At 67.0% G+C, this 15329-nt stretch carries 14 protein-coding genes and 1 pseudogene; 12 read left to right on the plus strand and 3 right to left on the minus strand.

Annotation, left to right across the window (positions count from 1 at the left end; all coding sequences use genetic code 11):
- The first annotated feature begins 83 nt into the window (after positions 1–83).
- Positions 84–776 carry a rhomboid-like protein gene (locus ACLQI9_RS28240; RefSeq protein WP_442382851.1) on the plus strand — a complete coding sequence of 231 codons (693 nt, stop codon included), beginning with the start codon at positions 84–86 and terminating at the stop codon, positions 774–776.
- On the opposite strand, the gene ACLQI9_RS28245 is transcribed toward ACLQI9_RS28240, so the two are convergent.
- Entirely contained in the window at positions 763–1689 is a 927-nt protein-coding gene (locus ACLQI9_RS28245) for a class I SAM-dependent methyltransferase (protein ID WP_442392468.1), read from the minus strand. The two genes, ACLQI9_RS28240 and ACLQI9_RS28245, sit on opposite strands and share 14 nt — an antisense overlap.
- Positions 1690–2040: 351 nt before the next feature.
- Here ACLQI9_RS28245 and ACLQI9_RS28250 point away from each other — a divergent pair, with 351 nt between their 5' ends.
- The 8 genes from ACLQI9_RS28250 (at position 2041) to tsaD (ending at position 9873) form a co-directional block, all read left to right on the plus strand.
- Positions 2041–3462, plus strand: a complete 1422-nt coding sequence (locus tag ACLQI9_RS28250; RefSeq protein ID WP_442383599.1) for an NAD(P)H-hydrate dehydratase — start codon at positions 2041–2043, stop codon at positions 3460–3462.
- 30 nt (positions 3463–3492) lie between these two features.
- The gene (locus ACLQI9_RS28255) at positions 3493–4878 is read left to right on the plus strand and encodes a glutamate decarboxylase (RefSeq protein WP_442383593.1); all 1386 of its coding nucleotides are present in this window, start codon (positions 3493–3495) and stop codon (positions 4876–4878) included.
- A 77-nt stretch (positions 4879–4955) separates the two neighbouring features.
- Positions 4956–6122 (plus strand): alanine racemase, encoded by a 1167-nt coding sequence (alr, locus tag ACLQI9_RS28260; protein WP_442392472.1) that lies wholly within the window; start codon positions 4956–4958, stop codon positions 6120–6122.
- 19 nt (positions 6123–6141) lie between these two features.
- On the plus strand, positions 6142–7236 hold the full coding sequence (locus ACLQI9_RS28265; RefSeq protein ID WP_442383595.1) for an alpha/beta fold hydrolase: 1095 nt from the start codon (positions 6142–6144) through the stop codon (positions 7234–7236).
- Positions 7229–7696, plus strand: a complete 468-nt coding sequence (tsaE, locus tag ACLQI9_RS28270; RefSeq protein ID WP_442383591.1) for a tRNA (adenosine(37)-N6)-threonylcarbamoyltransferase complex ATPase subunit type 1 TsaE — start codon at positions 7229–7231, stop codon at positions 7694–7696. The genes ACLQI9_RS28265 and tsaE overlap by 8 nt, the downstream gene beginning before the upstream one ends.
- Positions 7693–8322, plus strand: a complete 630-nt coding sequence (tsaB, locus tag ACLQI9_RS28275) for a tRNA (adenosine(37)-N6)-threonylcarbamoyltransferase complex dimerization subunit type 1 TsaB (RefSeq protein WP_442383589.1) — start codon at positions 7693–7695, stop codon at positions 8320–8322. Before tsaE ends, tsaB begins: the two co-directional genes overlap by 4 nt.
- Complete coding sequence (rimI, locus tag ACLQI9_RS28280; RefSeq protein ID WP_442392469.1) at positions 8319–8783, plus strand: ribosomal protein S18-alanine N-acetyltransferase; 465 nt, start codon at positions 8319–8321, stop codon at positions 8781–8783. The genes tsaB and rimI overlap by 4 nt, the downstream gene beginning before the upstream one ends.
- 64 nt (positions 8784–8847) lie before the next feature.
- Positions 8848–9873 (plus strand): tRNA (adenosine(37)-N6)-threonylcarbamoyltransferase complex transferase subunit TsaD, encoded by a 1026-nt coding sequence (tsaD, locus tag ACLQI9_RS28285; RefSeq protein ID WP_442383585.1) that lies wholly within the window; start codon positions 8848–8850, stop codon positions 9871–9873.
- Between the two features lie 3 nt (positions 9874–9876).
- Here the strand turns inward: tsaD and ACLQI9_RS28290 are convergent, their stop codons facing one another.
- The gene (locus tag ACLQI9_RS28290) at positions 9877–10518 is read right to left on the minus strand and encodes a C39 family peptidase (protein WP_442383583.1); all 642 of its coding nucleotides are present in this window, start codon (positions 10516–10518) and stop codon (positions 9877–9879) included.
- Between the two features lie 328 nt (positions 10519–10846).
- On the opposite strand from ACLQI9_RS28290, the gene groES reads away from it, so the two are divergent.
- Positions 10847–11149 (plus strand): co-chaperone GroES, encoded by a 303-nt coding sequence (gene groES / locus ACLQI9_RS28295; RefSeq protein WP_442383581.1) that lies wholly within the window; start codon positions 10847–10849, stop codon positions 11147–11149.
- Positions 11150–11239: 90 nt separating this feature from the next.
- Positions 11240–12856, plus strand: a complete 1617-nt coding sequence (gene groL, locus ACLQI9_RS28300) for a chaperonin GroEL (protein WP_442392470.1) — start codon at positions 11240–11242, stop codon at positions 12854–12856.
- A 78-nt stretch (positions 12857–12934) separates the two neighbouring features.
- Here the strand turns inward: groL and ACLQI9_RS28305 are convergent, their stop codons facing one another.
- Positions 12935–14350, minus strand: coding sequence for a Fis family transcriptional regulator (locus tag ACLQI9_RS28305; protein WP_442392471.1), 1416 nt, complete (start codon positions 14348–14350; stop codon positions 12935–12937).
- Between the two features lie 172 nt (positions 14351–14522).
- Between ACLQI9_RS28305 and ACLQI9_RS28310 the strand changes: the two are divergent.
- Positions 14523–15329: pseudogene (locus ACLQI9_RS28310) on the plus strand (hypothetical protein); the annotation flags it as partial.

Here is a 15329-nt window from a genome sequence, read left to right on the forward strand (position 1 = left end):
ATGTAAGAGATTACGCCCGGTGTCCTAGTGGAGCAAGGGTCGATCCGACGCGATCAGCGCTCGACCGTGCCAAGGTAAACGACGTGGCGGACTCCTCGATTCAAGCGCGTCTGAAAGGCTGGCTGACCGCGGCTTGGCGATTCGTCAGAAGCGCGCCGTTGACGTATGTGTGGCTGATCGTGCTGCTGATCACCACGATCATTCAGCACAGCCTGAGCCGGCGGGAATTGCACACCCTGCTGATCCACCAGTCCACGAATATCCACGAATTGGCGACCGATCCGCTTCAAGTGCTGTTCACCAGCTTGTTCTGGATCGATGGCCGCTACTGGACGCCGTATTTGCTGCTCTTCACCTTGTTCCTGGCCCCGGCGGAGCAGTGGCTCGGCGAAATCCGTTGGCTTATAGTCGGATTAACTGCGCACGTCGGTGCAACGTATCTCAGCGAAGGCATGCTATATCTGGCGATCCAGCATCACCTGGCGCCCGAACATCTGGTCCACGCCCGCGACATCGGGGTCAGCTACTTCATGGTCGGGGTGATAGCCGTACTCGCCTATCGCATCGCGCAGCCGTGGCGATGGGGTTACCTTGCCGTCTTGGTCACCATCTTCACCGTCCCGCTCTTCATCCATCTGACCTTCACTGCGATCGGGCACTTCTCGGCGATCTTCATCGGCCTGTTGTTCTATCCGATGGCCCGGGCCCGCAATGGGCCACTAGTCAACCCGGCCAAGCTCTTTCGACCGAACGGCGCTGCGCCTAAGTCCGGGTAGCGGTCAGGTAGCCGAGCCCGGAGAACATCGCCGCTTCTTCTTCGTTGTGCGTCTGGACCGGAAGGCCTTGAGCGGCAAACAAATCGGCAACGCTGATGGCCGCGACGTTCCAGCCGTGGCTGCCCAGATAGTCGCCCACATCGTTGCGGTCACCGCCATACCAAAGGTCGGTCATCTCCACGTCGAATCCGTGGTCGCGCCAGCGTTCGGTGGCCTGCCGCATCCGATCTGCCATCAGCGGCACCGCTTGGCTGGCGTCCGGCACGCTCTCGGTGGCCAATTGACTGCCCGCCGCGCTCAGCATGGTGATGTTGTCCAGCAGCGCATCCTGGGCATCCGGCGGCAGGAACGGCATCAAGCCCTCCGCGCTCCACGCGGTGGGTTGGGTCGGGTCCAGGCCGGCGCCGCGCAACGCGGTCGGCCAGTCGTGGCGCAGATCAATAGCCACCGAGCGCCGGTCGGCGGTGGGGCTGGCGCCCAGATCGGCCAGCGTCGTGGTCTTGAACTCGATGACCGCGGGTTGATCGATCTCGTAGACCGTGGTCCCGGCCGGCCAGCCCAGACGGTAGGCACGGGCATCCAGCCCCGACGCCAGGATCACCGCCTGGCGGATTCCCCGATCGGTCGCCTCGATGAAGAAGTCGTCGAAAAAGCGAGTGCGCACGGCCATCATGTCCCGCATCCGCTGCATGCCCCACACGCCGTTGTCGTCGACCTCGGCCGGATTCAGTTCGCCGCTGGCCAAGCGGGTGAAGAAGTCCACGCCCACCGCACGGACCAGCGGCTCGGCGAACGGGTCGTTGATCAGCGGGTTGGCCGCCCGGCTCGCCAATGCGCGCCCTACGGCGACGCCGGTCGCGGTGGCGCCCACGCTGGTGGCGAGGTCCCAGGTGTCGTTGTCGGTCCGTGCCATATCCGCCCCTCCAATACGTTGCGTTATCTGGATATTTAGCGTGTCTAATCGACTGTACGCCGGTTTCGGGGCACGTAATGTTGGCAGCGCGCGGGCAGGACGGACCGACCGGCGACGATGCAGAGCGCGCGGCGCGATGCGGAGGAGCCGGTTAAACAAGCGGAGCGGCGACGATGCAGAGCGCGCGGCGCGATGCGGAGGAGCCGGTCAAACACGCCGACCGGCGACGATGCAGAGCGCGCGGCGCGATGCGGAGGAGCCGGTCAAACAAGCCGACCGGCGACGATGCAGAGCGCGCGGCGCGATGCGGAGGAGCCGGTCAAACAAGCGGAGCGGAGGGCATGCAGGCGAATGCGGCACTACTACTCGGCTGAGGCGATCCGCGAGGCCGAAGCGCCGCTGCTGGCCAGCCTGCCCGACGGCGCGCTGATGGCGCGTGCGGCATACGGATTGGCCACCGCGATCATCGCCGAGTTGATCGCCCGCACCGGCGGGGTTGCCGGCCGCCGTGTGTGCGCGGTGGTCGGCTCCGGCGACAACGGCGGTGACGCGCTGTGGGCGGCGACCTTCCTGCGTCGCCGCGGCGCGGCCGCCGACGCGATCCTGCTGAAACCGGAACGCACCCACCAGAAGGGGTTGGCGGCATTCCGGAAAGCCGGCGGCCGGATCGTCAACGGCGTTGCCGAGTCGACCGGTCTGGTGATCGACGGCGTTGTCGGTATTTCCGGTTCGGGGCCGCTGCGGCCGGACGCGGCCAAAGTCTTCGAAGCTGTCGATGCCAAGGCGATTCCGGTTGTCGCCGTCGACATTCCCAGCGGCATCGACGTGGCGACCGGCGCGATCACCGGCCCCGCCGTGCACGCCGCGCTCACCGTCACCTTCGGCGGCCTGAAACCGGTCCACGCGCTGGCCGATTGCGGCCGTGTCCGCCTCGTCGACATCGGCTTGGGTCTCCCCGAGACCGACCTGCTGGGCTTCGATGCTGTCGACGTGGCCGTGCGCTGGCCGGTACCCGGACCGCACGACGACAAGTACACCCAGGGTGTGACGGGGGTGATGGCCGGCTCATCGACGTATCCGGGTGCCGCGGTGCTGTGCACCGGCGCCGCCGTCGCGGCGACCTCCGGCATGGTCCGCTACGCCGGCAGCGCGCACAGCGAGGTGCTCGCGCATTGGCCCGAGGTGATCGCCTCGCCCACCCCGACGTCGGCCGGGCGGGTGCAGGCCTGGGTGGTCGGGCCCGGCCTAGGTACCGACGAAACCGGAGCTGCCGCACTGTGGTTCGCGCTGGGCACCGACCTGCCGGTGCTGGTCGACGCCGACGGGCTGACCATCCTGGCGGCCCACCCCGACATGGTCGGCTCGCGTCGCGCCCCGACTCTGCTGACGCCGCACGCCGGCGAGTTCGCCCGGCTGGCCGGCGCGCCGCCCGGCGACGACCGTGTGGGCGCCACCCGCAAGCTCGCCGACGCGCTCGGGGTCACCGTGCTGTTGAAGGGCAACGTCACCGTCATCGCCGAACCCGGCGGGCTCGTCTACCTCAACCCGGCCGGGCAGTCCTGGGCAGCGACCGCCGGGTCCGGCGACGTGCTGTCCGGCATGATCGGCGCCCTGCTGGCCGCGGGGCTACCGGCAGCCGAAGCCGCGGCCGCTGCGGCCTTCGTGCACGCACGGGCGGCCGCACTGTCGGCCGCCGACCCCGGGCCCGGTGACGCGCCGACGTCAGCGTCACGGATTGTGTCGCACATCCGAGCGGCGCTAGCCACCCTATAGCTCCTAGCCGTCAAACGAAAGGAATCCATCGTGACCCTCAGCCACCCATCCGTCCCCGCAGATTCGATTGCGCCCGCCTACACCGGCCGCATGTTCACCACCCCGGTGCCGGCGTTGCGGCTACCCGAGGAGTCGATGGATCCGGAGGCCGCCTACCGCTTCATCCACGACGAGCTGATGCTCGACGGCAGTTCCCGGCTCAACCTGGCCACCTTCGTCACCACCTGGATGGACCCCCAGGCCGAGAAGTTGATGGCCGGGACGTTCGACAAGAACATGATCGACAAGGACGAATATCCGATCACCGCGTCCATTGAGCAGCGCTGCGTGTGTATGGTGGCCGACCTGTTCCACGCCGATCACTTGCGCGACGACGATCCGTCCAGCGCCTGCGGGGCGTCCACCATCGGCTCCAGCGAGGCCGTCATGCTCGGTGGTCTGGCGCTCAAATGGCGCTGGCGCGAAAAGGTGGGTAAAGGCTGGGAGGGCCGGACCCCCAATCTGGTGATGGGCTCCAACGTCCAGGTGGTCTGGGAGAAGTTCTGCCGCTACTTCGATGTCGAGCCACGCTATCTGCCGATGGAGGAGGGCCGCTACGTCATCACTCCGGAGCAGGTCATCGACGCCGTCGACGAGAACACCATCGGCGTGGTGGCGATCGTGGGCACCACCTATACCGGCGAACTCGAACCGGTCGCTGAGATCTGCGCGGCGCTGGACAAACTGGCCGCCGATGGGGGTGTGGACGTTCCGGTGCACGTCGACGCGGCCAGCGGGGGCTTCGTGGTGCCGTTCCTGCACCCGGAACTGAAGTGGGACTTCCGGCTGCCCCGGGTGGTGTCGATCAACGTCAGCGGCCACAAATACGGGCTGACCTACCCCGGCATCGGGTTCGTGGTGTGGCGTAGCAAGGAATACCTGCCCGATGATCTGGTCTTCCGGGTCAACTACCTGGGCGGGGACATGCCGACGTTCACGCTGAACTTCTCGCGGGCGGGCAACCAGGTGATCGGCCAGTACTACAACTTCTTGCGGCTGGGCCGTGAGGGCTACACGCGGGTCATGCAGAGTTTGTCGCAGACCGCCCGATGGCTGGGCGAGCAGCTGCACGAAGCCGACCACTGTGAGGTGATCTCGGACGGTTCGGCCATCCCCGTCATCGCCTTCCGACTGGCCCGCGGCCTGGGCTACACCGAGTTCGACGTCTCGCACGAGCTGCGGGGCTTCGGGTGGCAGGTGCCCGCCTACACCATGCCCGACAACGCCACCAATGTCTCCGTGCTGCGCGTCGTAGTGCGAGAAGGACTCTCCGCCGACCTGGCGCGGGTGCTGCACGACGATGCCCACACCGCGTTTGCCTCCCTGGACAAGGTCAAGCCCGGCGGGCACTACAGCGCCCAGCACTTCGCGCACTGACCTGCCGGAATACGGCTGCGGGCGTCGGTTCTGGGACAATGGCCCGCAGAACCGACACAGGTGGGAGCACGACTTCGTTGGCCGTTACGCCGATATCCCTGACGCCGGGCGTCCTCGCTGAGGCCGTGGTGGACCTGGGTGCCATTGAGCACAACGTGCGGGTGCTGCGCGAGCACGCGGGCGCCGCGCAGGTGATGGCCGTCGTCAAGGCGGACGGCTATGGCCACGGCGCCACCCAGGTCGCCCGGACCGCGCTGGCCGCCGGTGCCGCCGAACTCGGTGTCGCCACCGTCGACGAGGCGCTGGCGCTGCGGGCCGACGGCATCACCGCGCCGGTGCTGGCCTGGCTGCATCCGCCCGGCATCGACTTCGGGCCCGCGCTGCTGGCCGACGTGGAGATCGCGGTGTCCTCGGTGCGTCAGCTCGAGGAGCTGTTGGACGCGGTCCGTCGCACCGGCCGCACGGCCGCCGTGACCGTCAAGGTGGATACCGGGCTGAACCGCAACGGCGTCGCCCCGGCGGACTACCCGTCGATGCTGACCGCGTTGCACCAGGCCGCCGCCGAGGACGCCGTCCGGTTACGGGGGCTGATGTCGCACATGGTGTACGCCGATCAGCCCGAGAATCCCATCAACGACGTTCAGGCTCAACGGTTTAGCGACATGGTCGCGCAGGCACGCAACCAGGGGGTGCAGTTCGAAGTGGCGCACCTGTCGAATTCGTCGGCCACCATGTCACGTCCCGACCTGGCCTTCGACATGGTGCGGCCGGGCATCGCGGTGTACGGTCTGAGTCCCGTGCCTGGCCGCGGTGACATGGGGCTGATACCGGCGATGACGGTCAAATGCGCTGTTGCACTGGTGAAGTCGATTCGAGCCGGCGAGGGCGTGTCGTATGCACACACCTGGATCGCAGAGCGCGACACCACCGTGGCGTTGATGCCGATCGGCTACGCGGACGGCGTCTTCCGGTCGCTGGGTGGGCGGCTGGACGTGCTGATCAACGGCAGGCGGCGCCCCGGCGTTGGGCGGATCTGCATGGACCAGTTCATGGTCGACCTGGGTCCAGGACACGTCGATGTCGCCGAAGGCGACGAGGCGATCCTGTTCGGACCGGGCACGCGGGGTGAGCCGACAGCGCAGGAGTGGGCCGATCTGCTGGGCACCATCCATTACGAAGTGGTGACCAGTCCACGGGGACGTATCACCAGAACCTACCGCGAGGCCGGAATCGTTGAGCGGTAACGATACTGACGGCTCCCACATGGACAGGGCGGGGCTGGCACGGTGGCTGGCAGGTGCGGCGGGCTTGAGCGCGGTGGGAACCATCGCCGGGGTCACGGTGGCCCGCTCGATGACTCGGCGTGCGGTGATCGAAGACCCTTACGCCAATGAGAATTTCGAGACGCTCGAGGGCGACCGTAGCTATGTGGTGACAACCCCCGACGGGGTGCCGCTGGCGGTGCGTGAGGTCGGTCCCGCTGACGCACCGCTGACCGTGGTGTTCGCGCACGGATTCTGTCTTCGTATGGGCGCCTTCCACTTTCAGCGCATCCGGCTGTCCGAGGAGTGGGGTCCGCAGGTCCGAATGATCTTCTACGACCAGCGCGGCCACGGCCGATCCGGCGACGCTCCGCCGGAAACCTATACGGTGACCCAGCTGGGCATGGACTTAGAGACGGTGCTGCAGGTGATCGCGCCACGTGGCCCGATCGTCGTGGTGGGCCATTCGATGGGTGGGATGACGGTGTTGTCGCACGCCCGCCAGTACCCGCACCACTACGGCAACCGCATCGTCGGAGCCGCGTTGATTTCGTCTGCGGCCGAAGGGGTAACGAAGTCACCGCTGGGCGAAATCTTGAATAATCCTGCGTTGGAAGCCGTTCGGCGAGCCGCGCGGTCGGCGCCCAAGCTGGTTCAACGCGGCCGCAACGTGGGCCGCTCGGTGATCGGGCCGATCCTGCGGGCAGCGTCCTACGCCGACTGGAATGTCAGCCCGAGCGTCGTGGCGTTCTCCGAGAAGATGATGCTGAACACCCCGATCCCGACCATGGTCGAGTTCTCGCACGCCTTGGAAGTCCACGACGAAACGGCCGCGCTGCCTACCCTGACGAAGATCCCGACACTGGTCGTCTGCGGCGATCACGACTTGGTCACCCCCGCCGAGTACTCGACGAAAATGGCCGACGCGCTGCCGGAATCCGATCTGGTTATCGTGGCCAGGTCAGGCCATTTGGTGTTGCTGTCCAAGCCTGATCCGATCAACGACGGGTTGGTGCGGCTGGTCAAGCGGTCGACACCGAGCAGATTTGCCGCGCTGAGTCAGCGATGGCGCGAGCGGATCCTGCGCCGTGACTGACGGTCGGTCCGGCGTGGCGACGTTGCCGCGTGTGGAAGACACTGTCGCGCTCGGGTCACGCCTTGGCGGTCAGCTGCGCGCCGGCGACGTGGTGGTGCTCTCCGGGCCGCTTGGTGCTGGAAAAACGTTGCTGGCCAAAGGGATTGCCACGGCAATGGATGTCGACGGGCCGGTCACGTCGCCGACGTTCGTGCTCGCGCGGGTGCATCCCGCACGGCGCGCCGGCGCTCCGGCGATGATCCATGTCGACGTCTACCGATTGCTCGATCACACCGGCGCCGATCTGCTCGACGAGCTCGAGTCTTTAGATCTCGACACCGAACTCGACGATGCCGTCGTCGTGGTGGAGTGGGGCGAGGGCCTCGCCGAACGGCTGTCCGATCGGCACCTGGACGTTCGCCTCGAACGCATCAGCAACTCCGACGTGCGGACCGCGACGTGGCAATGGGGCTGCTCGTGAGCCGTGTCGTGCTGGCCATCGACACCGCGACTCCTGCCGTGACGGCGGGTGTCGTTGCCGACGGCAAAGTAGTGGCCGAGCGGGTCAGCGTCGACGCCCGGGCGCACGCCGAACGGATCACCCCGAATGTGTTGGCCGCCTTAGCTGAAGCAGGTCTGACGATGGCCGACCTCGACGCCGTGGTGGTGGGGTGCGGCCCGGGCCCGTTCACCGGCCTGCGCGTTGGTATGGCGACCGCTGCGGCCTACGGGCACGCCCTTGGCGTCCCGGTGCACGGGGTCTGCAGCCTCGATGCCATCGGCGGGCAGACCACCGGGGAGACACTGGTGGTGACCGACGCCCGTCGGCGCGAGGTCTACTGGGCGCGCTATCGCGACGGCGTCCGGATCGACGGTCCGGCGGTCAGCGCCCCGGCCGACGTTAACCCGGGTGTCGCGCAGGCGGTTGCCGGCTCGTCCGAGCATGCGGCGCCGTTTGGGCTACCGATCTGCGAACCGTCGTACCCGACACCGGCCGGGCTGGTAGCTGCGGTGAGCGACTGGTCGGCGCGCCCCGCCGCGCTGGTGCCGATGTATCTGCGTCGACCCGACGCCAAGACGCTGGCTGAGCGTGAGGCTTCCCGATGACCGCCTGTAGCGAGCCCGTCACGATCGGCGCCTTGACGGTGGCCGACGCGGACCGCTGCGCTGAGTTGGAGGCCATGCTGTTTCCCGGCGACGATCCATGGCCGAAGGCCGCGTTCGTCCGCGAACTCGCCGCCGAGCACAATCACTATGTGGCCGCCCGCACCGCCGACACGCTGGTCGGCTATGGCGGCATCTCGCGGTTGGGCCGCACCCCGCCGTTCGAATACGAAGTGCACACCATCGGCGTCGACCCCGCTTACCAAGGCCGCGGCGTCGGCGGCCGGCTGCTGGACGAACTGCTGAACTTAACCGCGGGCGCCGTCGTCCACCTTGAGGTGCGCACCGACAATGCGCCGGCAATCGCGCTGTACCGCAGCGTGGGATTCGCCGAAGTGGGCCTGCGCCGGCGGTATTACCGGGTCAGCGGCGCCGACGCGTACACCATGCGGCGGGAGGCTTGATGACATCGGGGGCGAGGCGCGCCAGCGACGATGCAGAGCGAAGCGATGTGGAGGAGCGGCGCTTATGACCGTAGTCTTGGCCATCGAAACCTCCTGCGACGAAACCGGAGTCGGCATCGCCCGGCTCGACGCCGACGGCACCGTGACGTTGTTGGCCGACGAGGTGGCGTCCAGCGTCGACGAGCACGTCCGGTTCGGCGGCGTAGTTCCGGAGATCGCTTCGCGGGCACACCTGGAGGCGCTCGGTCCGGCCATGCGTCGCGCACTGGCCACCGGGGGCGTGCAGAAACCGGACATCGTCGCGGCCACCATCGGACCGGGGCTGGCGGGTGCGCTACTGGTGGGAGTGGCTGCGGCCAAAGCATATTCGGCGGCCTGGGAGGTGCCGTTCTACGCGGTGAACCACTTGGGCGGGCACTTGGCCGCCGACGTCTACGAGCACGGGCCGCTGCCCGAGAGCGTGGCGCTGCTGGTGTCCGGCGGGCATACCCACCTGTTGCATGTGCGTTCGCTCGGCGAGCCGATCGTCGAACTCGGCAGCACCGTCGACGACGCCGCCGGAGAGGCCTACGACAAGGTGGCCCGCCTGCTGGGTTTGGGCTACCCGGGCGGCAAGGCGCTCGACGATCTGGCGCGTACCGGTGACCGGGACGCGATTGCGTTCCCTCGCGGCATGACCGGACCGGCCGATGACCCGCACGCGTTCAGCTTCTCCGGGCTCAAGACCGCGGTGGCGCGGTATGTGGAAAGCCATCCGGAGGCGGCGAGCGCCGACATCGCCGCGGGGTTCCAGGAGGCGGTGGCCGACGTGCTGACCATGAAGGCGGTGCGCGCCGCCACTGGGCTCGGCGTGTCCACCCTGCTCATCGCGGGGGGAGTGGCCGCGAACTCGCGGCTGCGCGAGCTGGCCGCGCAGCGCTGCGCGCAGGCCGGCTTGGCGCTGCGGATCCCCGGACTGCGGCTGTGCACTGACAACGGCGCAATGATCGCCTCCTTCGCCGCGCATTTGGTGGCGGCAGGTGCGTCGCCGTCCCCGCTGGACGTGGCCAGCGACCCGGGTCTACCCGTGGTCAAAGGGCAGCTGCCCTGATCGTTAGCTGCCGGTTTCTTGGGTGACGATCAACAGGTCGTCGCTGGTTTCCCAAGCGTGGCTGAAGGTGGCCAGGGGGATCTGCTCGTTGCGGCCGTCAGGGGTGCCACTGTCGTTCAGGTGGACGATGTTGGGGCCGGTGTCGACGCCGGTGACAACGACGGCGTGGTCCGGCGTGGTCCGGTCGCCATTGCCCCGGGGGGAGTTCCAGATGGTTTCGGCGTTGAGCGCCGCGATGACCTTGTGGCCGCCGGCCAGGTCCTGCTCCAGTGTCCCCATGCTGTTACCGGTCGTGAGGTCGGACTGGATCCCGGGTTTCTGCAGCAGCAGGACCATGTCTTGGGGGGAGGTGCCGTCAAAGTGATAGACGTCGCCGCGGTGGGATTCGCTTTTGGTGAATATCCCGCGTAGCTCCATGCCGATCTGGGAGGGTTCTCGACCGGTGAGCTGGCCGACCACATCGGCGACGGACATCAGGCCGCAGTCTTGCTGATGCTGGTAGCGCCAGTAGGGGGCGGCAGCTCCGGGGTCGCCGTACATTTGGCCGTCGGCGCGGGCGACCCCAGCCAATCCGACGGCGGCCGCGACAACAAGTAGGGCGGCCACGCCGGCGGTGCGGGTCGCGCTTAGGATGCCGGTGAACATGACCCCATTATTGGGTCTTCGCCCTTGGCGAATTCTTGAGAACGGCCGCTAGGGCGTCTGCCTGCGGTTTCAGGTCGGCAGACGGCAGGCTCTCGGCCGATGTCGGGTGCTGAGTGACCGCTCGGTGGGCCTGCCGCCCGGGAAGCAGCAGGCCGACCTTGAGTGCTAGCACTCTCATGTATAGAGTGCTAGGTGGCAATCGGACGAACCCCTGCGCCGGCACCCGCGACGACGACGCGAGGGCACGGACGAATGCCGAACACCTGGTAATCCGAAGGTTCGGGGCAACGGTCCCGGACCCCCATCCAACAAGTGGAGGGCTCCAATCGTGGCGAGCGTGAACATCAAGCCACTCGAGGACAAGATCCTCGTACAGGCCAACGAGGCCGAGACCACGACCGCATCCGGTCTGGTAATTCCCGACACCGCCAAGGAGAAGCCGCAGGAAGGCACCGTCGTCGCCGTCGGCCCCGGCCGGTGGGACGACGATGGCGCAAAGCGGATTCCGCTGGACGTGTCGAAGGGTGACACCGTCATCTACAGCAAGTACGGCGGCACCGAGATCAAGTACAACGGCGAGGAGTACCTGATTCTGTCAGCCCGCGACGTGCTGGCCGTCGTCTCCAAGTAACGCAGAGCGTGTTCCGCCCCGGCGATCCCCACGTCGACACGTGGGCGATTTCCGGGGCGGACCGCTTTCCAGACGGGACAAGAAAGACTTATGAGCAAGCTGATTGAGTTCAATGAGACCGCACGGCGTGCGATGGAAGCCGGCGTGGACAAGCTCGCTGACGCGGTGCGGGTGACGTTGGGTCCGCGCGGTCGGCATGTGGTGCTGGCCAAGGCTTTTGGTGGGCCTACGGTCACTAACGACGGTGTCACCGTCGCACGTGAGATCGACCTGGAAGACCCCTTCGAGAACTTGGGCGCCCAGTTGGTCAAGTCGGTGGCCACCAAGACCAACGACGTCGCCGGCGACGGCACCACCACCGCCACCGTGCTGGCGCAGGCAATCATCAAGGGCGGGCTGCGCAACGTCGCCGCCGGCGCCAACCCGATCGAGCTTGGGTTGGGGATCAGCAAGGCCGCCGACGCGGTGTCCGAGGCGCTACTGGCATCGGCCACCCCGGTATCTGGCAAGACCGGTATCGCCCAGGTGGCCACCGTGTCGTCGCGCGACGAGCAGATCGGCGAGCTGGTCGGCGAGGCAATGACCAAAGTCGGCCACGACGGCGTCGTCAGCGTCGAGGAGTCGTCGACGCTGAGCACCGAGCTGGAGTTCACCGAGGGCGTCGGCTTCGACAAAGGCTTCCTGTCGGCATACTTCGTCACCGACTTCGACGCTCAGCAGGCCGTGCTCGACGACGCCCTGATCCTGTTGCACCGCGACAAGATCAGCTCGCTGCCCGATTTCCTGCCGTTGCTGGAAAAGGTGGCCGAGGCGGGTAAGCCGCTGCTGGTCATCGCCGAGGATGTCGAAGGCGAGCCGTTGTCGACGCTGGTGGTCAACGCGATACGCAAGACGCTGAAAGCGGTCGCGGTCAAGGCGCCGTTCTTCGGTGACCGTCGCAAGGCGTTCCTGGACGACCTCGCGGTGGTCACCGGCGGCCAAGTGGTGAACCCCGACGTCGGGCTGACGCTGCGTGAGGTCGGGCTCGAGGTGCTCGGTTCGGCCCGCCGCGTGGTGGTCAGCAAGGACGACACCGTGATCGTCGAGGGCGGTGGCAGCGCCGAGGCCATCGCCGACCGCGCCAAGCAGCTGCGGTCCGAGATCGAGAGCACCGACTCCGACTGGGACCGCGAGAAGCTGGAAGAGCGGCTGGCCAAGCTGGCCGGCGGGGTTGCCGTCATCAAGGTCGGCGCCGCCACCGAGACCGCGCTCAAAGAGCGCAAGGAAAGCGTCGAGGATGCGGTTGCCGCTGCCAAGGCCGCCGTGGAGGAGGGCATCGTCACGGGTGGCGGGACTGCGCTGCTGCAAGCCCGCAAAGCGCTCACCGACCTGCGTGCGTCGCTGTCCGGTGACGAAGCCAGTGGCGTCGACGTGTTCTCCGACGCGCTTAGCGCGCCGCTGTACTGGATCGCGGCCAACGCCGGGCAGGACGGTGCGGTGGTCGTCAACAAGGTCGCTGAACTGCCCGCTGGGCACGGGTTCAATGCGGAAACGTTGAAGTACGGCGATTTGGCCGCCGACGGGGTCATCGACCCGGTCAAGGTCACCAGGTCCGCGGTGCTTAACGCGGCGTCGGTGGCACGCATGGTGCTGACCACCGAGACCGCAATTGTCGAGCGTGTACCATCGGACGAGCACGCCGGTCATCACCACGGGCACGCGCACTAAAACCACCGTGCACGAAAGCACCCCCGGTATCTGTCGCCGGGGGTGCTTCGTTTGTTGGTCCTGACTGGACCCTTCCGCTTACGCCACAGAGTCGGCGGCCTGCTCGTCCTCCGCATCGGGACCGGCCTCGGTCAATGCGGCCAGCGCGTCGGCCAGCAGTCGCTGAATGCTTGAGTTCATGCCGGTGCAGGTGCTTTCGATCTTTCCGGCGTTCTTCTGGATCGAACCGGCGATCTTCTTGACCTCGTCGAGATTCTCCAACTGCGCCACGGCCTCGGTGAGCTTCTCCTCGGCGGTGGCGATGTGCTCGGCACCCCGGCGGGTTGTCGCGGCGAGCGCCACGGTACGCAGCAACAGGACCGCGGTCCGAAGCAGATCCGGGTCATCGGTCTCGGGGTCGAACGCCATCACCACGCGCCGGGATCCGAGTACGCGGATTGACCTCCCGGCGTTCTGGTCGGCGGTCCGCACGAGGCCTAGCGCCGCCGCGGCGTGGCGGTTGCGCTCTGCCTCGCGGAGGTACTCGGGCCACCCCTCACGGCACGAGTCCGTCATCTCGATCACCACGCGGGCAGCGTCGTCGTCGACGGAGAGCACCCCGTCGCCCTTGAAGCAGCGGGGCACCGCACCGGCGCGTTTGCGCGTGTCGGTGTACTCGTCGCCGAGTCCAGCGGCGATCTCGGCCAGCACGACATTGACCTGGTTTTCGAACGTGTCGCCCTTGATCGGCGTGACGTTCCTGAGCGTGGTGCGTGCCTCCTGAACCTTCAACGCCACGATCAACTCGTCCACCTTATTGATCACGTGGTCGTGGTTCTTGCCCATGAGTTCGGTGAGTTCCTGCTGGCGTTCGCCAAGCTCGGCCGTGTGCTTCGCCATCGGTGACGTCGGATCGCTGGGGTCGAACTGTTTGACCGCCTTCTCCAGAAGCTCGGCCGTGCCCGCCCGAGATTTGGCCTCGACGTCGGTGCCGAACTTGTCCAGCAGCGGTTGCAGCCGGTCCAAGAGTTCGGGGCGGTCGCCGCCGAACAGCCGGCGAACCTCGGTGGTGAGGTCCGTCTTGAAGACGGTCACCTTCTCGGTGAATTCCCTGCGGATGTTGGCGTCGGCTTCGACGATGGCCTTCTTGGCGTCCGTGGCCGCCTTGGCCACCGTCTCGGACGCCGCCGTAACGGCACGCTCGGTCAGCTCGGCCGCCTTGGCCGTGGAGTTCTCGGCCTTTTCGCCGACTTCCTTGACCATCTGCTCGAGCGCGCGAGCGTCCTGGGACTGACCGGTTGCCGACAACGCGTGCGCGCCGATCTTCACGGCTTCGGTCACGAATTCGGAGAGATCTGCGGTGGCGAGCTTCTCCGAGTCATCGACGACCGGTCCGCGTTCGCCGGTGGTCCAGCGCCGGGCCTCGCGGGCGACGTCCTTGTCCCGCACGGTCAGGTGCTCGATCACGACGGCGTCGTTGGCTTCGTTCAGGTGGGCGTGGTGGTTGCTGTTCATTGGTCCTCCTCGGTTATGCCGCTCGTGGGCGGCGTGATGGACCAAGAATGACGAGGTATGCCCAACTATTCAACTTGATTTCTGATAAGCGGGCTTATCAGTAATCACGATTGACTCGACGGTGATCCGGTTCTACATTCAGATGAGATGTCTGGCGGAAGGAGGGGCAGCGATGAACACCATCACCATGCAAGACGTCGCCGACCTCGCCAAGGTACGCCGTGCGGTCGTCAGTATGTGGCGAAATCGGCCGTCGGTGCGCGGCGTGTCGATGCCCTTCCCGCAGCCGGTGGAGACCATCGATGGAGTTGAGCGCTTCGCGCCGGCCGAGGTCGTGGAGTATCTGCGGCGCAGCGGCCGCGGCAACAACCCCGACGCCAATCTGGACGCGCCCGCCGTGGCCGTGCCCGACGGCCCAGCCATCGACGACGTCATCACCCTGCTGGCATGGGGGGTGATCACCGGTGAAGAACTGACCGGCACCACGCACGACGACCGCGTGCGCGCTGCCGCCGAGCACGATCCCGACGACGGTCTGCTTCTGCGGGAGATCAGGCAATTGGATCCATCGGACGCCCTGCTCGAGTACGTCGACGACCTGATGGAGGCATCTCTCGGGCCGGCCGACGCATTGGCCCGCCTGGATAACGGACGTTTAAAACGGCAGGCCGGGGACCGGGAACTCACCGCCGAAGCGGTCGAACTGATCAGCGCTGTGGTAACGGCATGTGCTGTCCACATCGGAAGCGACCGGGTGACGCTGCGGACGGACGGAAACTCGTTGTCCGTGCCAGTGGCGGCCCGGGCAGATCTGTCGCTCGTCACCGATGACCGGTCGATTCGCAAGCGCGCAATAATCAGCGACGTGACGGTCGATCGCGTCCCCACCGATCGGGCGATCACCTTCGTTTCCACAATCGGGAGCAGTCTCCCCGACGTACTAGACACTGCCGATAACCTCGTGCTTGACCTCCCCAGC

It is taken from the genome of Mycobacterium sp., from assembly GCF_052143115.1.
Lineage (GTDB): Bacteria > Actinomycetota > Actinomycetes > Mycobacteriales > Mycobacteriaceae > Mycobacterium.